19 protein-coding genes are annotated in these 20,984 nt (G+C 57.5%); 11 read left to right on the forward strand and 8 right to left on the reverse strand.

Annotated elements, in window-relative coordinates:
- Nucleotides 1-68 precede the first annotated feature (68 nt).
- A complete protein-coding gene (locus B4056_RS13810; protein WP_039385659.1) occupies nt 69-2,390 on the reverse strand; it encodes a Tex family protein in 2,322 nt (773 codons plus the stop codon).
- A gap of 191 nt (nt 2,391-2,581) precedes the next feature.
- Here B4056_RS13810 and greB point away from each other — a divergent pair, with 191 nt between their 5' ends.
- Nucleotides 2,582-3,067: a transcription elongation factor GreB gene (gene greB / locus B4056_RS13815; RefSeq protein WP_039380962.1), complete on the forward strand. Its 486-nt coding sequence runs from the start codon at nt 2,582-2,584 to the stop codon at nt 3,065-3,067.
- 53 nt (nt 3,068-3,120) lie between these two features.
- Here the strand turns inward: greB and yjbE are convergent, their stop codons facing one another.
- Nucleotides 3,121-3,360 carry an exopolysaccharide production protein YjbE gene (gene yjbE, locus B4056_RS13820; RefSeq protein WP_094111190.1) on the reverse strand — a complete coding sequence of 80 codons (240 nt, stop codon included), beginning with the start codon at nt 3,358-3,360 and terminating at the stop codon, nt 3,121-3,123.
- Between the two features lie 498 nt (nt 3,361-3,858).
- Here yjbE and ompR point away from each other — a divergent pair, with 498 nt between their 5' ends.
- Complete coding sequence (ompR, locus tag B4056_RS13825; RefSeq protein ID WP_001157751.1) at nt 3,859-4,578, forward strand: two-component system response regulator OmpR; 720 nt, start codon at nt 3,859-3,861, stop codon at nt 4,576-4,578.
- Nucleotides 4,575-5,933: a two-component system sensor histidine kinase EnvZ gene (envZ, locus tag B4056_RS13830; protein WP_039380956.1), complete on the forward strand. Its 1,359-nt coding sequence runs from the start codon at nt 4,575-4,577 to the stop codon at nt 5,931-5,933. The genes ompR and envZ overlap by 4 nt, the downstream gene beginning before the upstream one ends.
- A 55-nt stretch (nt 5,934-5,988) precedes the next feature.
- Here the strand turns inward: envZ and pckA are convergent, their stop codons facing one another.
- From pckA to B4056_RS13855, 5 genes are all read right to left on the reverse strand, one after another.
- Entirely contained in the window at nt 5,989-7,608 is a 1,620-nt protein-coding gene (gene pckA, locus B4056_RS13835; protein ID WP_039380954.1) for a phosphoenolpyruvate carboxykinase (ATP), read from the reverse strand.
- A gap of 268 nt (nt 7,609-7,876) precedes the next feature.
- The gene (hslO, locus tag B4056_RS13840; RefSeq protein WP_039380951.1) at nt 7,877-8,749 is read right to left on the reverse strand and encodes an Hsp33 family molecular chaperone HslO; all 873 of its coding nucleotides are present in this window, start codon (nt 8,747-8,749) and stop codon (nt 7,877-7,879) included.
- A 25-nt stretch (nt 8,750-8,774) separates the two neighbouring features.
- On the reverse strand, nt 8,775-9,176 hold the full coding sequence (gene hslR, locus B4056_RS13845) for a ribosome-associated heat shock protein Hsp15 (protein WP_039380949.1): 402 nt from the start codon (nt 9,174-9,176) through the stop codon (nt 8,775-8,777).
- Between the two features lie 13 nt (nt 9,177-9,189).
- A complete protein-coding gene (locus B4056_RS13850; RefSeq protein WP_255420281.1) occupies nt 9,190-9,318 on the reverse strand; it encodes a hypothetical protein in 129 nt (42 codons plus the stop codon).
- Nucleotides 9,319-9,513: 195 nt separating this feature from the next.
- Nucleotides 9,514-11,649, reverse strand: coding sequence for an intracellular growth attenuator family protein (locus B4056_RS13855; protein ID WP_288655046.1), 2,136 nt, complete (start codon nt 11,647-11,649; stop codon nt 9,514-9,516).
- Between the two features lie 388 nt (nt 11,650-12,037).
- On the opposite strand from B4056_RS13855, the gene nudE reads away from it, so the two are divergent.
- On the forward strand, nt 12,038-12,604 hold the full coding sequence (nudE, locus tag B4056_RS13860; RefSeq protein WP_288655048.1) for an ADP compounds hydrolase NudE: 567 nt from the start codon (nt 12,038-12,040) through the stop codon (nt 12,602-12,604).
- A 30-nt stretch (nt 12,605-12,634) separates the two neighbouring features.
- On the opposite strand, the gene mrcA is transcribed toward nudE, so the two are convergent.
- Nucleotides 12,635-15,184: a peptidoglycan glycosyltransferase/peptidoglycan DD-transpeptidase MrcA gene (gene mrcA, locus B4056_RS13865; RefSeq protein WP_094111192.1), complete on the reverse strand. Its 2,550-nt coding sequence runs from the start codon at nt 15,182-15,184 to the stop codon at nt 12,635-12,637.
- Nucleotides 15,185-15,337: 153 nt separating this feature from the next.
- Here mrcA and pilM point away from each other — a divergent pair, with 153 nt between their 5' ends.
- The 7 genes from pilM to aroB all read left to right on the forward strand — a co-directional run bounded on the left by pilM (nt 15,338) and on the right by aroB (nt 20,877).
- Complete coding sequence (gene pilM, locus B4056_RS13870) at nt 15,338-16,153, forward strand: pilus assembly protein PilM (RefSeq protein ID WP_113655563.1); 816 nt, start codon at nt 15,338-15,340, stop codon at nt 16,151-16,153.
- Nucleotides 16,147-16,689, forward strand: coding sequence for a PilN domain-containing protein (locus tag B4056_RS13875; protein WP_039380935.1), 543 nt, complete (start codon nt 16,147-16,149; stop codon nt 16,687-16,689). Before pilM ends, B4056_RS13875 begins: the two co-directional genes overlap by 7 nt.
- A complete protein-coding gene (locus B4056_RS13880) occupies nt 16,682-17,170 on the forward strand; it encodes a hypothetical protein (protein ID WP_223811815.1) in 489 nt (162 codons plus the stop codon). Before B4056_RS13875 ends, B4056_RS13880 begins: the two co-directional genes overlap by 8 nt.
- On the forward strand, nt 17,160-17,567 hold the full coding sequence (locus B4056_RS13885) for a HofP DNA utilization family protein (protein ID WP_039380932.1): 408 nt from the start codon (nt 17,160-17,162) through the stop codon (nt 17,565-17,567). The genes B4056_RS13880 and B4056_RS13885 overlap by 11 nt, the downstream gene beginning before the upstream one ends.
- Entirely contained in the window at nt 17,485-18,744 is a 1,260-nt protein-coding gene (hofQ, locus tag B4056_RS13890) for a DNA uptake porin HofQ (protein ID WP_113655562.1), read from the forward strand. Before B4056_RS13885 ends, hofQ begins: the two co-directional genes overlap by 83 nt.
- A gap of 483 nt (nt 18,745-19,227) precedes the next feature.
- Nucleotides 19,228-19,749, forward strand: coding sequence for a shikimate kinase AroK (gene aroK, locus B4056_RS13895; protein WP_039380929.1), 522 nt, complete (start codon nt 19,228-19,230; stop codon nt 19,747-19,749).
- A gap of 39 nt (nt 19,750-19,788) precedes the next feature.
- Nucleotides 19,789-20,877: a 3-dehydroquinate synthase gene (gene aroB, locus B4056_RS13900; RefSeq protein ID WP_094111198.1), complete on the forward strand. Its 1,089-nt coding sequence runs from the start codon at nt 19,789-19,791 to the stop codon at nt 20,875-20,877.
- Nucleotides 20,878-20,984: the final 107 nt, after the last annotated feature.

Here is a 20,984-nt window from a genome sequence, read left to right on the forward strand (position 1 = left end):
GACGGGACAATTTCGCAACCTGTTACCTGCAGCCATTTGCCGGCTGCAGGCAGATTAGCAGGCTGAAATCAGCGCTTTTTACCAAAAGCCGCAGCCAGCGCATCACCCATGGCACTGTTGCCTGCAGGCGCAGGCTTGCCGCGCCCTTTGGCCGGATTTGCGGCGCGCGCCGGTTCCCTGGCAGCAGGTCGGCTACCGCTGCGTGCATTGCTCTCACCCGGCTGTTCATCCAGACGCATAGTGAGCGCAATACGTTTACGCTGCAGATCCACTTCCATGACTTTGACCTTCACGATATCGCCTGCTTTCACCACCTGATGCGGATCTTCCACGAAGCGATCGGAGAGAGAGGAGATATGCACCAGCCCATCCTGATGCACGCCGATATCCACAAAGGCACCAAAGTTAGTCACGTTGGTCACGGCGCCTTCCAGAATCATACCGGGCAGCAGATCGTTCATGGTTTCCACGCCTTCGGCAAACTGCGCGGTTTTGAACTCAGGACGCGGATCGCGGCCCGGCTTTTCCAGCTCTTTGATGATATCGGTCACGGTAGGCAGACCAAAGCGTTCATCGGTAAAGTCGCGCGCGTTCAGATTGCGCAGGCTGCCGGGATTTCCCATCAGCGCATCCAGCGCCTGCTCAGTGGCAGAGAGAATACGCTCCACCAGCGGATACGCTTCCGGATGCACCGTAGAGGCATCCAGCGGATTGTCACCGTGATTGATGCGCAGAAAGCCGGCGCACTGTTCAAACGCTTTTGGTCCGAGGCGGCTCACTTTCAGCAGCTGCTGACGGTTCTGAAAACGTCCGTTTTCATCACGCCAGCCCACAATATTCTGCGCCATCATGCGCGTCAGACCCGCTACGCGCGTAAGCAGGGCGACCGAGGCGGTGTTGAGATCGACGCCAACGGCGTTAACGCAATCTTCAACCACGGCATCCAGCTTTTTCGCCAGCTGACTCTGACTGACATCATGCTGATACTGGCCCACACCAATCGATTTAGGGTCAATTTTGACCAGCTCGGCCAGCGGATCCTGCAGGCGACGGGCAATAGAGACCGCACCGCGCAACGATACGTCGAGGTCAGGAAACTCCAGCGCCGCCAGTTCCGAAGCGGAGTAGACGGAGGCGCCCGCTTCACTGACGATCACTTTTTGTGCGCTGACCTGCGGAAACTGTTTCTGCACATCGAGGAAAAAGCGCTCGGTTTCGCGCGAAGCGGTGCCGTTACCAATCGCCACCAGCTCAACCTGATGCTTTATACAGAGCGCCGCGACGGCCGCCGCCGCTTTCGCCGCCTGACCGGTGTGCGGGTAGACCGTATCAGTGGCCACCAGTTTGCCGGTCGCATCAACTACGGCAACCTTCACACCGGTGCGCAGGCCAGGGTCAAGCCCCATTGTGGCGCGCATACCGGCCGGAGCGGCCATCAGCAGATCGTGCAGATTGCGGGCAAAGACGTTAATCGCTTCATCTTCGGCCCGTTCACGGATGGTGCCCATCAGTTCGGTTTCGAGATGCAGCAGCACCTTGATGCGCCATGTCCAGCTCACCACCGCTTTACGCCAGCTGTCAGCCGGCGCATTATTCAGGCGCAGACCCAGGTGATCGGCAATCAGCGTTTCGCCATAGCTTTCACGCGGCGCCTCTTCAGACTGCGGATCGGCATTCAGCGACAGCTGCAGTACGCCTTCGTTGCGGCCGCGAAACATCGCCAGTGCGCGGTGCGAAGGCACGCTGCTCAGCGCTTCGTGATGATCAAAATAGTCGCGGAATTTAGCGCCCGCCTCTTCTTTGCCCTCAACGACACGTGCTACCAGATGGGCGTTTTTCCACAGATAGTCGCGCACTTTTGCCAGCAGCGCGGCGTCTTCGGCAAACCGCTCCATCAGGATATAGCGTGCGCCATCGAGCGCGGCGCGCGTATCCGCCACGCCTTTATCCGCATCCACAAAGCCTGCAGCTACCGCTTCCGGCTGCTGCGAGGGATCGTTCCACAATGTGTCAGCCAGCGGTTCGAGGCCCGCTTCAATGGCGATCTGGCCACGCGTACGGCGCTTCTGCTTGTAAGGCAGATAGAGATCTTCCAGCTCGGTTTTACTCAGCGTGCTGTTGATAGCCTGCGCCAGTTCCGGCGAGAGTTTGCCCTGATCGTCAATCGATTTCAGAATCGACTGGCGGCGATCGTCCAGCTCGCGCAGATAGCTCAGGCGGCTCTCCAGCGCGCGCAGCTGGGTATCATCCAGCCCGCCGGTGACTTCCTTACGGTAACGTGCAATAAAGGGGACGGTATTCCCTTCATCCAGCAGGCGTACGGCGGCATCAACCTGTTCGGCGCGTGCCTGCAGCTCACCTGCGATAATCTGGCTCAGCGAATCTTTCATCATCAGTAACGATCTTGCTTATCCGGGGTTAAAAACAGGGGACAGTTATACGGACTGAGGGCGTAAATTGCCAGCCAGCCGGGCGGCAATCCATCTTTTTCTGAATCGCGCCCGCATCTTGCTGCCTGCGGCAGCGTCGCTTATTGTACGCAGCTGGCGACCTGCAAAACTGACATAAATGAGCCGATGTAATGAAAACTCAACTGATTACCCGCGAAGGCTACAACAAGCTGCGCGCCGAGCACGATCATCTGTGGAATGAGAAGCGTCCGGAGATCACCCGTATCGTCTCCTGGGCCGCCAGCCTCGGCGATCGGTCAGAAAACGCGGACTATACCTACAATAAACGGCTGCTGCGGCAGATTGACCGGCGGGTACGCTACCTGCGCAAATGCCTCGCTGAGCTGAAAATTGTTGATTACGCCCCGCAGCAGGAGGGCAAAGTCTTTTTCGGCGCGTGGGTAGAAGTGGAGAATGAGCAGGGGGAACAAAAGCGTTTTCGCATCGTCGGACCAGATGAAATCTATGGCGATAATGTGAAAGAGTACATCTCAATCGATTCACCTATGGCGCGGGCGCTGATCAAAAAAGAGGTCGATGATGAGGTCACCGTTAACACGCCTGAAGGACAAAAGATCTGGTTTGTGAATCAGATTACCTATCACGACAAGGCGTAAGTGAACTGCACTGCGCGTGGTGAGCCACAGGCAGCGCAGTCCCGGTATAGCGCTTACTTGCCCGGCACCGTTGCGGTAGTGGTTGAGGTGCTGCTGCCATTGCCATCGCCACCGCCCATGGTAGCCAGCGCCACGCCCAGCAGTGCTGCTACTGCGCCCACGCCAATTGCATCCGAGTTGCCTTTTGCTGTCGTTGACGCCTGCGCACCGGCGGCTTCACCGACTGACGTTGCCGCCTGAACCTGGGTAAGGCTGGAGAGAACCAGCGCGCTCAGCAGAACAACTTTTTTCATTTTTCTTCTCCACATGACACCGATCGGGTCGATACAGCAGAAGTGTCGGAGATCATCGGGCCGGGCGAAAGTGGTGTTTACTCGCTGATTTAACTGTCTTTATTTATAAATGGTCTTGGATTGTGCCGCCGCTGGCACTCTTCCGAGAGCGTTATGAGGCGCTAACCAGAATCTGCGCAGTTTTGTGCTGCCGGCGGTCTGCTATCCCGCTGAATTGATGTGAAAGCGCAGGGCAGGCTCTGGCAGAGCGGGAAAAGTGCGGTCGAGCCACGCGCAGTGAGAAAAAGTGCCGTTTTTTCAGACAAGCGCTAATCAGGGTAAAATCGGGTGGCAAAAGCGGGAGCGGAGCCGCATTTCAGGCAAGAAATTAAATATAAGCTCCTGTTTAATATGCTTTGTAACAATTTCGCTTAGAATATAAACCATAAATATCTGTCACAGACAGGTCCCTTATCCTCACAATATTGCTTCAGGCAATGGCGCCTTTGGGAGTTGAACATGCAAGAGAACTACAAAATTCTGGTCGTTGATGACGATATGCGTCTGCGCGCGCTGCTGGAACGCTATCTCACCGAACAGGGCTTTCAGGTGCGCAGTGTCGCTAATGCTGAACAGATGGATCGCCTGCTGACGCGTGAATCGTTTCATCTGATGGTGCTGGATTTAATGCTGCCAGGCGAAGATGGCCTCTCTATCTGTCGCCGTCTGCGCAGCCAGAGTAACCCGATGCCGATTATCATGGTGACAGCTAAGGGTGAAGAGGTTGACCGCATTGTCGGGCTGGAAATCGGGGCGGATGACTATATTCCCAAACCGTTTAACCCGCGTGAACTGCTGGCGCGGATCCGCGCGGTGCTGCGTCGTCAGGCCAACGAGCTGCCGGGTGCGCCTTCACAGGAAGAGGCGGTTATCGCCTTCGGCAAATTCAAACTGAACCTCGGCACGCGTGAAATGTTCCGTGAAGATGAGCCTATGCCGCTCACCAGCGGTGAATTTGCCGTGCTGAAAGCGCTGGTGAGTCATCCGCGTGAGCCGCTTTCGCGTGACAAGCTGATGAACCTGGCGCGCGGACGCGAATACAGCGCCATGGAACGCTCAATCGACGTGCAGATTTCGCGCCTGCGCCGCATGGTGGAAGAAGATCCCGCGCATCCGCGCTATATCCAGACCGTCTGGGGTCTGGGCTACGTTTTTGTGCCGGACGGCAGTAAAGCATGAGGCGACTGCGCTTCTCGCCCCGCAGCTCCTTTGCCCGCACCCTGCTGCTGATCGTTACCCTGCTGTTTGTCAGCCTGGTAACAACGTATCTGGTGGTGCTGAACTTCGCTATTCTTCCCAGCCTGCAGCAGTTTAATAAGGTGCTGGCCTACGAAGTGCGTATGCTGATGACCGATCGGCTGCAGCTGGAAGATGGGACACAGCTGGAAGTGCCACCCGCCTTCCGGCGCGAAATTTACCGCGAGCTGGGGATTTCGCTTTATACCAACGCGGCGGCAGAAGAGAGCGGGCTGCGCTGGGCGCAGCACTATGAGTTTCTGAGTGAGCAGATGGCGCAGCAGCTGGGCGGCCCGACCGATGTGCGCGTCGAGGTCAATAAAAACTCGCCGGTTGTCTGGCTGAAAACCTGGCTTTCGCCCGATATCTGGGTGCGGGTGCCGCTGACGGAAATTCATCAGGGTGACTTCTCGCCGCTGTTCCGCTACACGCTGGCGATTATGCTGCTGGCGATTGGCGGAGCCTGGCTGTTTATCCGGATGCAAAACCGGCCGCTGGTGGATCTGGAGCACGCGGCACTGCAGGTGGGCAAAGGCATTATTCCGCCGCCGCTGCGTGAATACGGAGCCTCTGAAGTGCGTTCGGTGACGCGCGCCTTCAATCAGATGGCGGCTGGCGTCAAGCAGCTGGCTGACGATCGCACCCTGCTGATGGCGGGCGTCAGTCACGATCTGCGCACGCCGCTGACGCGCATCCGTCTGGCGACCGAGATGATGGGTGAGCAGGATGGCTATCTGGCGGAGTCAATTAATAAAGATATCGAAGAGTGCAACGCTATCATTGAGCAGTTCATCGATTATCTGCGTACGGGTCAGGAGATGCAGACCGAGCGGGCCGATCTCAATAGCGTGCTGGGAGAAGTGGTCGCGGCCGAGAGCGGCTATGAACGCGAGATTGAGAATGCGGTGATGACCGATGAGCTGATGCTGAATATCAATCCGCTCTCGATTAAACGCGCGGTGGCAAATCTGGTGGTAAATGCTGCGCGTTATGGTAACGGCTGGATCAAAGTCAGCAGCGGCCAGGAGCTTAACCGCGCCTGGTTCCAGGTTGATGATGATGGTCCCGGTATTAAACCCGATCAGCTGCAGCATCTGTTTCAGCCGTTTGTGCGCGGCGACAGCGCCCGCAGTACCAGCGGCACCGGGCTGGGGCTGGCGATTGTGCAGCGCATAATCGATGCGCATGAAGGATCGCTGGAGATTGGTGCCAGCGAGCGCGGCGGATTACGTATCCGCGCCTGGCTGCCGATGCCGGAAAACAGCACCGCGCTGGCCAGCGTCGCGCACAGCACCTGAGCAGACAGAAAAAAGGGCGGCAGTGATGCCGCCCGCTGCAGTGGTTCAGCCGTGCTTACAGCTGTGGACCCGCCTGTACCAGCGCTTTACCCGCGTCGTTGTCGGTATACTTCTCAAAGTTAGTAATAAAACGCTGTGCCAGATCCTGCGCGGCCTGCTGCCACTCCGCTTCGCTCTGCCAGCTGCGGCGCGGATCCAGCGTGGCGGCGTCCACCCCGGCCAGCTGCGTCGGGATCTGCAGATTGAACACCGGCAGGGTCACGGTCGCGGCGTTATCCAGCTCGCCTGCCAGAATCGCGTTGATAATCGCCCGGGTATCTTTCAGTGAGTTGCGCTTGCCGCTGCCGTTCCAGCCGGTGTTAACCAGATAAGCCTGCGCGCCCGCCGCTTCCATGCGCTTAACCAGCACTTCAGCATATTGCGTCGGATGCAGGGTCAGAAATGCGGCGCCAAAGCAGGCAGAGAAGGTTGGCGTTGGCTGCGTGACGCCGCGTTCAGTGCCGGCCAGCTTGGCTGTGAAGCCGGAAAGGAAGTGATACTGCGTCTGCTCTGGCGTCAGCCGCGAAACCGGCGGCAGCACGCCAAACGCATCAGCCGTAAGGAAAATGACCTTTTTCGCATGACCCGCTTTGGAAACCGGCTGCACAATGTTTTCAATGTGATTGATCGGATAGGAGACGCGGGTGTTTTCTGTTTTGCTGCCATCGGCGTAATCCACGCTGCCGTCAGCACGCACCACCACGTTTTCCAGCAGCGCATCGCGGCGGATAGCGCGATAGATTTCCGGCTCTGCCTGTTCAGACAGGTTGATGGTTTTTGCATAGCAGCCGCCTTCAAAATTGAAGACGCCGTCATCATCCCAGCCGTGCTCATCATCGCCAATCAGCTGCCGCTCAGGATCGGTGGAGAGCGTGGTCTTACCGGTGCCGGAGAGGCCAAAGAACACGGCCACGTCGCCCGCTTTACCCACGTTCGCGGAGCAGTGCATGGAGGCGATGCCTTTCAGCGGCAGCAGATAGTTCATGATGGCGAAGAGGCCCTTCTTCATTTCGCCGCCGTACCAGGTACCGCCAATCAGCTGCATGCGTTCTGTCAGGTTAAATGCAACAAAATTTTCTGAGTTCAGCCCCTGCGCCTGCCAGTCCGGATTGGTACACTGCGCCGCGTTCATCACCACAAAATCAGGCGTGAAGCTGGCCAGCTCTTCATCGCTCGGGCGGATAAACATGTTTTTCACAAAGTGCGCCTGCCAGGCCACTTCCATCACAAAGCGTACGCTCAGGCGGGAGTCAGGATTGGCACCGCAAAAGGCATCCACCACAAACAGGCGTTTGCCTGAAAGCTGCTGGGTACAGCGATCCTTCAGCGCCTGCCAGGTCTCCTGCGAAAGCGGCTGATTATCGTTTTTACCGTTGCCGGTGCCATTCCACCACAGCGTATCGCGCGTCGTGTCATCGCGGACAATATATTTATCTTTCGGTGAGCGGCCGGTAAAAATGCCGGTATCCACGGCGATTGCGCCGCTCTGCGTCAGGGTGCCTCGCGCATAACCCTCCAGCTCCGGGCGGGTTTCTTCCTGAAACAGCGTGTCATAGTCAGGGTTATACACCACTTCGGTAGTGCCGCTGATGCCCAGGTCGGCGAGGTCTTGCGATGTCAGGCCGTTAACGCGCATGTGACTGCTCCTTAAATCGGTACTTCATTGCATTTTTAGGGGGTGTCTGCCGCGTGGCGCACTCGGTTGCGCAGGACAGATCGCGCGCAGTGTACACATCTGAGCAGAAGCGGAAAGTGAAGATAGTTAAAAATGCGAACTGGAACGTGACAAGCGGAGAAATCGGCTACTTATAAAAGTAAAGTTAGTGAAAATTAGTTAATTTCCGTGAAAAAACATGGGGGTATAGTTTTATGCGAAACGGGCGGCGTGGCCGCCCGCAGCGGAATCAGTGCAGCTGGTCGCTGTCGCTGACAGATTCGTTCCGGATGGCAGCAATATCAACCGCGTCATAAACATAGTGCGTGCCGCAATAGTCGCAGTGCATATCGATTTTGCCATCTTCCTCGAGGATCTCATCCACTTCGCTCTCTGGCAGCGTTTTAAGCACTTCACCGCAGCGCTGGCGCGAGCAGGTGCACTTAAACATAACAGGCAGCGGATCGTAAACGGTGGCTTCTTCCTGATGGTAGAGACGCCACAGCACATCGTTTGCCGGCAGCGTGATCAGCTCTTCCGCTTTCACCGTTTCCGTCAGCATGGCCAGATGATTGAAATCATCCTGACTGGTCTCCTGCGCGGGCAGCACCTGCAGTAAAATACCGGCTGCGCCCTGCTCAGTAGTACGGATAAACAGGCGGGTAGGCAGCTGCTCAGAACGCATGAAATAGTCTTCCAGACAGCCTGCCAGCGTATCCGCCTCAAGACCCACCACGCCCTGATAACGTTCGCCTTTTTCTGGTGTAATGGTAATAACCAGATAGCCGTTACCTGTCATCTCTTTCAGCGTGCTGCCGGGCGCAATCTCTGCACCTTCTTTCACGCGCGCCACGCCACGCAGCTCCTGACGGTTATTACCGTTGATCACTGCCAGTGTCAGCGGGCCGTCACCCTGCAGCTGCACCGTGATATCACCGTCAAATTTCAGCGTGGCGGTCAGCAGACTGGTCGCAACCAGCAGCTCGCCCAGCAGCGTTTTTACCGGCTCTGCGTAGTCATGGTTGCGGATAATGTCCTGCCAGGTGTGGGAGACATTGACCAGCTCGCCGCGCACGGCAACGTTTTCGAACAGGTAACGGTGTAATTGATCTTGAACAGACATAAGTTTTCTCTCGCAGGGGTGGAAACTATTCATCACCCGACAGTTTAAATTTCATCAGATCGCGGCGCTCTTTTTTATCAGGCCGGCGATCCGGATGTGGCATAGTCAGCGCGTTCAGCTTGCGCGCCAGCGCCGTTTTTTCCCGTTTTTCCACGCTGGCGGCGGTTTCGCTATACATCAGTTGCGCTTCGCTGGCGGGGCGGCGCTGATCGCTGATGGCGTTAACGATCACCGTCCGCTCATCGTTTCCCTGTCGCAGCGTTAACTCCGCGCCAGATTCAACCAGCTTGCTGGGTTTGCTGCGCTGACCGTTATAGTGAACCTTGCCGCCTTCGATCATTTCACGTGCCAGCGCGCGGGTTTTATAGAAGCGCGCGGCCCACAGCCATTTATCAAGGCGTACGCCGTCGCTGATTTTCTCTTTCATTGTGGCTCCTGCTTTAACGCAGCGTTTCACCTTTACCGGTAAACGGGTCCGGCAGGGCGGCGCTGAAAAAGGGTGGCGGCCAGTCGGCGTCGGAAGCGGCTGACGCCCGGGTCTCTGCACCAGACGCTGGCCGGGCTCTCATCACCGCGTCGCGCTATATGCAACCGGCTCTGACGCGAACTTCGCAGAGGGAAAGCTGCAGATACCCGGAGATATGGGCAGAAAGTGATAAATCAAGGTGCGACGCGATGCCGCACCCTATCAGTTTAGCGTAAATGCCGGCCCCGACAGCCGTCGCAAAAAAATGCGCGTCAGGGTAGCACAGAAGGGCGGAGGGTCAGAACAGCGAGCGCACACTCTGCATAGTGCTGAGATTGTGGTTAAAGCATTTATCGTAATATTGCTGAATTTCAGCCATGCGCAGCCGGTTACGATGGATGCGACGCAGCGTCAGTAACCCGTTCACCAGCACGGAAATCAGCAGTATCAGCATCAGCACAACGCTGCCGATGTAGCGCCATTGCGCCATGGCATCCGGTTCGTTATGCAGCATGATATGGCGTGTCCCGTTAGCGTCGGTACTCATACTGGTAATGATGCCGCTGGCGCTGAACGGCGTATGCAGCAGCATGCCCGCGATACGCTGCAGCTCGCGCCACTGTGAAGGCGCGTCCAGATCAAACAGGGAGACGGCAGGCTGCGGCTGCGTCACCAGCTGCCGGCCTTCATCGCTGATGATAAGAAAGCCGCCCGGCGGCGGGCTGTTAAGCGTTTCCGCCGCACGACGGGTTTCACGGGAAAAGAAGGTCGACGTCGCGGTATTCACCAGATTCTCCAGCGCCTCGGCACTGACAGGCCTTAACAGCACATTCATGCCGCTGAGTTTGCCGGTGTCCGCGCGGTGGATCAGCGAATCCCAGTCTTTCGCATTGCCCAGGTTAACCAGCGCATTTTTCAGCCGGACGCAATCCTGCTGCTGGCTGCAGAGATCCTGCGTCCTTAGCACCAGCTCGGAAAAATCATCCAGCAAAATCATGCCTGACTTCTGAATCGCTGAGGCGAGCTGCGGATTAAGCTTGGGATCGGTACTGGTTTCCGGATGCAGCTGGCGCAGGGTGGTATCCAGCAGCGCAGCGGCCTTGTCAATAATGTCAGACTGCGGCTGAGGCAGCGGAGCAGCTTTGTTCCAGTAGATAGCAGAGCAGTCAAAAGGCATGTAAGCGTAGGTGCGATTGCTCTGGTAATTGCCTGGCACCGAGCACATACCGGTTCCCGTCACCCTGAGCACATCGCCGACGTGCAGCGGCAGGGCAGAGAGCTTATCCACGCTGTCGACCTCAAGACTTTCCGTGCCCTTGACCCAGGCCAGGCTCAGCTTGAGCGGCATACTGAGCGGGATCCAGGTCAGCAGCATTGCCAGTACCAGCAGTGAACCGCAGGTCAGTACCAGATTCTTGCGCCACCGCTGGACCGGGAAATTCCTGACCTCATCCTGCAGCGACAAAAAACGCCCCTGACGCACAACCTGGCGGTTCAGATAGATATCCACTTCGGTGATCTGTCCCAGATCGTGAGCGATATAAGGCTGCCAGTGCGGCGGGTAGATGAGATCGATAATGCCCAGCGAAATGTTGCTCTGCTCCTGGTTCGATTCACCAAACAGGCCCCAGCGTTTCGGCGCACCGCGCAGGCAGTGAATATCACGCAGTCTTTTCTCACCGGGAAAACGACAGAGGAACCAGAGGCTGACGGCGATCATTACGCAGCCAGGCACCACCAGCCAGAGCAGGAGATTGCCCGGCAGCACCAGACCGAGAAAAAACAGCAAAAAAGCGCAGCTGATAACGACCGCTTCACGCGTACCGTCAGGCCGCGAAAGCTGGTACTCCTCGTGCGACTCTTTGCGCACCCGCAGTAACTCAACGTTTTCACTCTCTGCTTTACGGATAGAGGCGTTGGTACTGGCAGGCTGGATCAGCGGCGGCAGGGCGGGTTGCTCAATGGCGTAGTTAACCAGCGAGTGACCATTCAGCGAGATGACCAGCGGCAGCGTCTGCGTGCGGATCAGCTCAACGTAATTTTCATCGGCAATATACTGTTCCCAGAGCGGTGGCAGATGCACTTCCACTTCATCGAGATAGTAGCGCCATTTGTGCGGATCGTCGGTTGAGAGACCGTAGCGGGTGATGGAACGGGTAACCGGGTAGACATGATTGCTTTGAGCCGTCAGCGTCAGCGCTTCCGCTTCCGTGGCAAAGCGGGCGCGGGTGCGCGGCGGCTGACGTTTCGCCAGCGCAGCCAGATACTTTTCTACTGCGATGCGCTCATCATCAGAGAGTTTGCGGCAGGGCGGACTGATAAACGGCAGAGGTCGCGCTAACGGCGGACGATGCCGCATAGCGTACCAGTAAGTGATACCTGCTAATGATGAGCCGATCAGCATCACTGTCAGGATGACAATAAAAGTGCTCATGCTCAGCTCATTCCAGCCAACGAAATGCCTTCACGTTAACGTTCTACTCCCGGCGAAAATCGTAAGATGTGTCAATTCTGGCGAGCAGAAGAGGTTCTGACAAGAAGAAACACAGATAAAATAATGCGCTAAATCATCGGATTATAAATTATTAGATTAATCCCTTATAGGATGGTAACCAGGCAATACTCAATTAAATATCGGTATTTTCTGAATTTCGCGCTGAGGCGTTGACTTACGCTTAAAACGAGCGTGCGCATAGCGCGCCATACGGCGGGCCGCGCAATCCGGCAGCGGCTTAGCCTGCGTTGCCTGTCGCACATTTGCGCGGCCTTCGGTATGCTGGCGCTATCGCATTTCACAAGGTTGTGCAACGTCTGAGGCTGATATGACCACTCCATTGAAAAAACCTGACATCCTCAAGGTAGAAGCGGTGGCCCGCTCCCGCCTGTTTACCATTGAAGCCGTCGATCTCGCTTTCAGCAATGGTGCACGCCGCGTTTATGAGCGCATGAAGCCTTCTGAACGCGAAGCGGTAATGATTGTGCCGATTCTCGGCGACGACGTTATCCTGATTCAGGAATATGGGGTGGGGCTGGAAAGCTATGAGCTTGGTTTTCCAAAAGGGCTAATCGATCCGGGCGAAAGCGCCTTTGAAGCGGCTGACCGGGAACTCAAAGAAGAGGCTGGCTACGGCGCGACGCGTCTTGAAGCCCTTGGCAAGCTCACCATGGCACCCTCTTACTTCTCCAGCAAAATGAATATCATTGTGGCTGAAGGCCTCTATGAAGAGAAGCTGGAAGGGGATGAGCCGGAGCCGCTGGTGGTACGGCGCTGGCCGCTGAAGAATTTGCTGGCGCTGCTGGAAGAACCCGACTTCAGCGAAGCGCGTAACGTCAGTGCGCTGTTTCTGGTGCGCGAATGGCTGGTAAAACAGGGCCGGCTTGATTACTGAATAAAAAAGGCGCCCGCAGGCGCCTGTTTATCAGAACAGTTCGTGGCTTTCGCCATTGTCCATAATGGTTGTGCCGACGTCGTGCACGCTATATTCCACCGGCTGCGTGCCGTCAATGAAATACTCCTGACGCGTATTGCCACCACCGTTAGCCAGTTTGCCGGTTGCCCGGTCAATAGTCACGGTGATCACGCCTTCCGGCGGCGTCAGCGGCTGCACCGGTACGCCCTCCAGCGCAGATTTCATATAGTCATCCCACGCCGGCTGCGCGCTCTTGGCTCCGCCCTCGTAACCGGAAATCTGATCCGGAATCGCACCTGATACGGTTGAACGTCCCAGCGCGCGTGAATCATCAAAGCCAATCCAGACCGACGTCACCACACCCGGGCCATAGCCGGAGAACCAGGCATCTTTAGAGCTGTTTGTCGTACCGGTTTTTCCGCCAATATCATTTCGCTTCAGATCGCGTCCGGCACGCCAGCCGGTACCCATCCAGCCCGGCTCGCCAAAGACATTGGAGTTAAGCGCGCTTTTGATCAGGAAAGAGAGCGGGGTATTAATCACGTGCGGCGCATACTGCTGATCGCCTGCTGGCTGCGGCTGTGCCGGAACCTGCTCCAGCGCTGGCTGTGGCACCGTCTGATTCTTCGACTCATCAGAGGTGGCGACGTTCTCCACGCTCTCTTCATTCAGGGCAACTGACTTCTTCGTATCACCATAGATCACCGGCAGATTACACTGCGGACAGGCAATCTTAGGCTTTGTTTCAAAAATCACGCCTCCCTGCTCATCCTCAATGCGGGTGATGAAATAGGGGTCAACCAGGAAACCGCCGTTTGCCATGACCGCATAGCCACGCGCCACTTGCAGTGGGGTGAATGAAGCCGCACCCAGCGCCAGCGACTCGGTATGAATAATATTTTGCGCCGGGAAGCCAAAGCGCTGCAGATATTCTGCAGCATAATCGACGCCCATCGCGCGCATGGCGCGTACCATCACCACGTTTTTAGACTCTCCCAGCCCCTGCCGTAAACGGATAGGACCAGCATAGGTTGGCGGCGAGTTTTTAGGCCGCCAGTCTGCGCCTGCGCCGGCGTCCCAGCGGGAAATCGGCACATCGTTAAGGATAGAAGCCAGCGTCAGACCACGATCCATAGCGGCGGTATAGAGGAAAGGCTTGATGTTCGATCCCACCTGGCGCAGCGCCTGGGTGGCACGGTTAAACATGCTCTGATTGAAATCGAATCCGCCCACCAGCGCGCGCACTGCGCCATCTTCCGGATTCAGCGACACCAGCGCAGAGTTCACCAGCGGTACCTGACCCAGCCACCACTCATCGCCCACTTTACGTACCCAGATCTGCTGACCAGCCTGCAGCACCTGCGTGATACTGCGCGGCGTCGGGCCCTGCAGCGTGTCTGATTTATAAGGGCGCGCCCAGCGCACGCCGGAGAGTTTCAGCGCGACCGTGCTGCCATCTTTCAGTAAGGCCGTGGCCTCCTGAGCGCTGGCGCTGGTCACCACTGCGGCATTCAGCGGTCCGTAGGCGGGCAGTGTTTTCAGCGTTTTAAGAATACGCGGCTGATCCCAGCTGGTCTCGCCCACTTTCCATAACACGGCGGTCGGGCCGCGATAGCCGTGGCGCATATCATAAGCCATAACGTTATTACGCACCGCCTGCTGCGCCGCCTCCTGCAGGCGACGGGTTACGGTGGTATACACCTTGTAGCCGTCGTCATAGGCGCGATCGCCGTAACGTTTCACCATCTCCTGACGCACCATTTCACTGAGATAAGGGGCAGAAAAGGCGATCTCAGGACCGTGATAGCTGGCGGTCAGCGGCGTATTACGGGCCTCTTCATACTGCTGCTGTGTGATGTCGTTCTGATCCAGCATGCGCGCCAGCACCACATTACGACGCGCCAGCGCCCGGCTGTGCGAATAGAGCGGGTTGAAGGTTGAGGGCGCTTTCGGCAGGCCAGCGATCATCGCCATTTCACTCAGCGACAGCTGATCGACCGTTTTACCGAAATAGACCTGCGCCGCCGCGCCAACGCCATACGCGCGATAGCCGAGATAGATTTTATTGAGGTAAAGCTCAAGGATCTCATCTTTGCTCAGCAGCTGCTCAATGCGGATGGCCAGGAACGCTTCCTTGATTTTACGCATCAGCGTACGTTCAGGGCTCAGAAAGAAGTTACGCGCCAGCTGCTGAGTAATCGTACTGGCACCCTGCGACGCATGGCCTGACATCAGCGCGATGCTGGCGGCACGGAAAATCCCCACCGGATCGACGCCGTGATGCTCATAAAAGCGGCTATCTTCGGTCGCGATAAATGCTTTGATCAGCTCTGGCGGCATCTGCTTCAGCGTCAGCGGTACGCGGCGTTTTTCACCATACTGGGCGATCAGCTCGCCATCGGCGCTGTAAACCTGCATCGGCGTCTGCAAACGCACATCTTTCAATGTGTTCACATCGGGCAGTTGCGGCTCTATATACTTGTACAAGCCATAAACCGTACCGGCTCCCAGCAAAATGCAACACACTGCAAGAATCAATAAATACTTTACGAACTTCACCTGAGAATTCCCATCTGTTGGCGTTTGGGCAGTTTATAAACAATCGCGCGGTAGTATAAAGGCAAGCCTGACGCTTTGATATACCCGTCATTTGCCTGTCATTCAGCATAGCCGGGTTTAGCGTTTACCTTTGATGATAAGGAGATCGCGCGTATGGCTTTTCAGCGCTGGCAAATTGGACTGGATATTCAGAACAGGCACCTGTGTGCGCTGGGTATTGAACGCCGTCGTCATGGCTGGCAGCTGCGACACTGGTGGCAGCAAGCGCTGCCGCACGATACGTTACGCAACGGCGTGTTGCAAAGCTCGCCGCTGTTACAGGAGATGTTAGCGTCGTGGCGGCGGCAGCTGCCGGCGCAGTTTTCCCTGCGCGTTGGCCTGCCGCCACAGCTGGTTCTGCAGCGGACCTTGCCGCTGCCCGACACCTCGCTGCGCGAACCCGCTTTAAATCGTTATGTCACTGCCGCCGCCCGTACCCTCTTTCCGGTGGAAACCGCGCTGCTGGCGTTTGACTATCAGTGTGACGCGGCTGAAAACAGGCTGCAGGTTACGGCGGCACGGCGGGACGTAATGGCGCAGTGGCTGCAGCCGCTGCAGCAGGCGGGTCTGGAGCCTGACATCTTTGAACTGAGCACGCAGGCCCTGATGCAGGTCGCACAGCAGCTGCCGCTTGCCCCCCATACGCTGCTGATCCACCCGGCAGGCGAGCACGGGTTCTGGGTGTTTAATGATGGCGCGCTGCGCTGCGGGAGCGTCACAGGCGCGCTCAATGCAGACACTGTTACACAGCTCTTTCCGCAGGTATCGGACTCGCTTTGTACCTCTTCGTCAGCCCTGACCACACTACAGGCGAAGCTGTGCCTGCCGCTCTCATTATTACGCTACCAGCAGCCGCCTCTGCCCGCACAGCAGGGCGACTTTACGCTGGCGCTGGGACTGGCGCTGCGTCCCGGAGACAGCTCATGCTAAGGGTTAATCTGCTGCCGTGGCGTGAGCGGCAGTGGCAGAAGTGCTGCCGGCAGACGAAATATCTGCTGATTACCGCGTTAACGCTGCCGCTGCTCGTTGCGCTGGTGCTGGGAGGATATAGCAGACAGCAGCTGACTCAGGCTGAAAGTGCGACAGAACAGGCCCGGCAGCGACTGCTCGCGCTGCGGCACCTGCGCACGCAACAGCAATCACTGCTGCAGGCGCGCGACAGGCTGCTGGACTTACAGCAGCAGCGTCAGCAGGTGGCGCTGCAGTATCAGCACTGGCAACGTTTCTGGCAGCAGCTGCCGGGGTTGCTGCCGGATGCATTGTGGCTGGAGCGTATCGATCGTCAGCAGCAGCTGCTGCGCGTCGAAGGGTGGAGTGACAGCGTGGCTGCGGTGAGCGAGCTGCGCCATCGGTTGCTGGCACAGCCGCTGTTTGCCGCCGTCAGGCAGAGGGCGATAACCCGGCAGTCCGATGGCCGATACCGCTTCACGCTGCAGGCGCGGATGCGGGAGCCGCGCAATGAATGAGCTGATGTGGCGCTATGCGCTGTGGCCTTTTGCCTGGCGCGCCGGTTGCAGCACGCTGGTTGCCGCAGCCGTGCTGCTGCTGCTCTGGCTGCTGCTGCTGCAACCCCAGCAGCAGGCGCTGGCACAGCAGCGGACAGCGCTGACAGCGCTTACCGCGCAGCAAAGCCAGCTGCAGCAGGCGCTGCAGCCGTCAGTCGCCACGCTTACGCAGGAGATCGCTATGTTACAGATGCCGCAGCGCAGCAGCGCGGCCAGCGCATCGCTGGAGCAGCTGGTGAACACGCGTGGCGCGCAGCTGCAAAACTGGCAGCCGCAGGCTCAGCCATCAGAACTGGTGCTGCAGCTGGAGTGGCGTGAATTTATGCCGCTGTTCAGTGAGCTGGCCGGAACCGCTCAGCCGGTACCGCAGCGTTTTTCACTGCGGTCCGGCGCGCGTCTGCTGACGGCAGAGCTGTGGCTGGAGCAATCCGATGCGGAGTAGCGCGCTGCTGTGCCTGCTGCTTTGGGTCGGTGCCGTCGCAGCACGCAATCCTTTCGTCCCTCTGACCACCCGCGCCTGCGAACCGCCTGCCGCCACGCCGCAGAACTGGCGTCTGCAGGGCGTGGCAGGTCGCGCACCCCACTTTGTCGCCTGGGTAATATCGCCCGAGGGGAAAAGCTACCGGCTGGAGCCATCCATTCCTTTTCCGGTTTATCCCTGGCAGGTCGCGGGGATAACCGCGCGCACGCTGACGTTAACCGCGCCGCGCCGCTGTGTGAAGCAACAGATCGTTTGGGTAATTAAAGGAGGCTTTTATGAAACGGATCGTGATGCTGCTGGGGCTTATGTTAAGCACCCCGCTGCAGGCGCAGACCAGCACGCTGAGCCTGGTATTTGACGATGCGCCGGTAGAGCGCATTCTGCAGGCGCTGGCGGATTATCAGCAGACTAATCTGCTGATTGCGCCCGGGGTTGAGGGACGACTGTCGCTGCGTCTGGAGAAGGTAAGCGCAGAGCATGCCCTGTCGCTGATTTCACGCCTGACCGATCTTGTTCTGATAGAAGAGGAGGGGGTGCTGCTGGTCTATCCGCAAAGCTGGCAGCAGCGTCAGATGCAGCGGGTCCGGCAGGAGCAGGAAGATAAACAGGCGCAGCGGACGCTGGAGCAGCACACCGTTACGCTTCATTATGCCAGCGCCAGCGAGATTCACCGCAGTCTGCAGGGAGAGCCTTCACTGATGTCAGCACGCGGCAGCGTCACGGTCGATAGCCGTACTAACTCACTGCTGCTGCGCGACACGGCACCGGCTCTGGAAAGCACGACGCGCTGGATCAAAGCCCTCGACCGGCCGCTGGAGCAGGTGGAGCTGCAGGCGCATATCGTGACGCTTAACGAAGAGCATCTGCGTGAACTGGGCGTCAGCTGGCAGCTCTCTCCGGCAGATGCGGTAGCGGCGACGCTGCGCAATCCGCAGCTTAGCCTGCCGCTGGCGGTCAGTACGCCAGCACTGCGCGCCGGGGTGACGCTGGGTAAAATGAGCGGTGAATTGCTGAATCTTGAGCTGAGCGCGCTGGAGCAGGAGAATCAGATCGATATCATCGCCAGCCCGCGGCTCTTTACTGCGCATCAGCAGACGGCCACCATCAAACAGGGCACCGAAATTCCGTACGAGGTGAAGTCAGGCAACAGCGGTGCGACGGCAATCGAGTTCAAAGAGGCGGTGCTGGGTATGGAGGTCACTCCCACGGTTCTGGGCAACGGTCGCATTCAGCTGCGGCTGCGACTGAGCCAGAACATGCCTGGCCGCAGCCTGACGCTGGGAGAGAACCAGGTGCTGAGCATTGAAAAGCAGGAAATTGAGACGCAGGTGACGCTGCGTGATGGCGAAACGCTGGCGCTGGGCGGCATTTTTCAGCAGCAGCGCACGCAGAGTGAAAAGCGCGTGCCGTGGCTGGGAGAGGTGCCGCTGCTGGGCGCGCTGTTCCGGCAGCAGCTGCAGGAGCAGAAAAAACGTGAGCTGGTTATCTTTATTACCCCCAGACTGGTCAGGGAAGCAGCGCTTTCTGCCGGATAAAGCGGAAAATTCGTTCTGTAGTGCCGTGCGCGTTGACGCCAGAGAGGAATTAGCTTACAAGGTTTAGCGATTTTAAAACGGTGTAGCGGTACGCGGCAGGATAATCTTCCGACGGGCGTCAGTCACAAGCGATACTGGCGTCAAAAAAGAAATATGCCAGCATAAAGTGGGCAGCAGCAAGCAGATAAAGGGCCGTTTTCAGCGCTAATATCAGCCGATGATAAGCACCGGCAACCCCCGGCCTGCGCAGCTGTAGCCTGTTTAATGAAGGCACGTAAGGAAGAGCGTTACCGTCTCGCGAACCAAAGACCATACCTGTGTGCAGGTTGCCGGAGGCGATTTATTCGGTTGCCAAACGGCCATGAGTGTTGAGATAATTTTCTATCTGACTCTTGCTAATGCTTATGAGGTCTCAGTTCCTGTCCCGCCAGCAACGCGCTGAACGCGGGGTATCATCAACGAATTCTTAGTAATACCGACAAAATGGCAGAGAAACGCAATATCTTTCTGGTTGGGCCGATGGGTGCCGGCAAAAGCACTATTGGTCGTCAGTTAGCTCAGCAACTCAATATGGAATTTTTCGATTCCGATCAGGAAATTGAGCGACGTACCGGAGCGGATGTAGGCTGGGTATTTGATGTGGAAGGCGAAGCTGGTTTCCGCGATCGCGAAGAAAAAATCATTAACGAGCTGACCGAGAAACAAGGCATCGTACTGGCGACCGGCGGCGGTTCCGTCAAATCCCGTGAAACGCGCAATCGTCTCTCCGCCCGCGGCGTGGTTGTCTATCTGGAAACCACCATCGAAAAGCAGCTTGCCCGCACGCAGCGCGATAAAAAGCGCCCGCTGCTGCAGGTTGATGAACCGCCTCGTGAAGTGCTCGAAGCACTGGCAGATGAACGCAATCCGCTTTATGAAGAGATCGCTGACGTCACTATTCGCACTGATGATCAAAGTGCCAAAGTGGTCGCCAATCAGATCATCAACATGCTGGAAAAAAATTAATCCAGCATCCTGAGGGCTCAGCAACAGGTATCGGTCATCATGGAGAAGATCACTGTCTCACTGGGGGATCGTAGTTACCCCATTACCATTGCTGCCGGATTGTTTAAGGATCCGGCTTCTTTTTGGCCGCTGAAGGCAGGCGATCGCGCCATGCTGGTAACCAACCAGACGCTGGCCCCGCTCTATCTCGGGAAAGTCGCAACGCTGCTGACCCAGGCGGGCATCCATGTTGATCAGGTGATTTTGCCTGACGGTGAGCAGTATAAAACGCTGACCGTCATGGATGAGGTCTTTACCGCGCTGCTGCAGAAGCCGCACGGCCGCGACACCACGCTGATTGCGCTGGGTGGCGGCGTGATTGGCGATCTCACCGGATTTGCCGCTGCCAGCTATCAGCGCGGCGTCCGATTTATTCAGGTGCCCACCACGCTGCTGGCGCAGGTTGACTCGTCAGTAGGCGGAAAAACCGCCGTCAATCATCCGCTCGGTAAAAACATGATTGGCGCGTTTTATCAGCCCGCCTCGGTGGTCATCGACACGGATTGTCTCTCCACGCTACCGCCGCGCGAGCTGGCGTCTGGCCTGGCAGAGGTGATCAAATACGGCATCATTCTGGACGGTGAATTCTTCCACTGGCTGGAGCAAAATCTTGATGCGCTGCTGGCGCTGGATGCGCGCGCAATCGCCTGGTGTATTCGCCGCTGCTGCGAGCTGAAAGCGGAAGTGGTGGCTGCCGACGAGCGTGAAAACGGCCAGCGTGCGCTGCTCAACCTGGGCCATACGTTTGGTCATGCGATTGAAGCGCATATGGGCTATGGCAACTGGCTGCATGGCGAAGCCGTGGCCGCCGGTATGGTGATGGCCGCGCGTACGGCGCAACGGCTGGGGCAATTTACCGCAGCAGAAAGCGAACGCGTGATTGCGCTGCTGCAGCGTGCTGGCTTGCCGGTAACCGGTCCCGCTAAGATGACAGCTGAAGCGTATCTGCCGCATATGATGCGCGACAAAAAAGTGATCGGGGGCGAGCTGCGTCTGGTGCTGCCTCTCGCTATTGGTCGCTCTGAAGTGCGTGCCGGTGTTGCACATGATATGGTGCTGGCTGCAATTAACGATTGTCGCAGTAACTGAGCGCGAATGTAGCGTTCTGACAGCAGACCGTCATATAACGCTGCGGCAGGTAAGTTCAGGCTGAAGAAGAACGTTGTGATACGGTGCGTCGGACACGTACCGTTTTA

The organism is Pantoea sp. UBA7232, assembly GCF_002473195.1.
In the GTDB taxonomy this organism is placed as follows: domain Bacteria; phylum Pseudomonadota; class Gammaproteobacteria; order Enterobacterales; family Enterobacteriaceae; genus Pantoea; species Pantoea eucrina.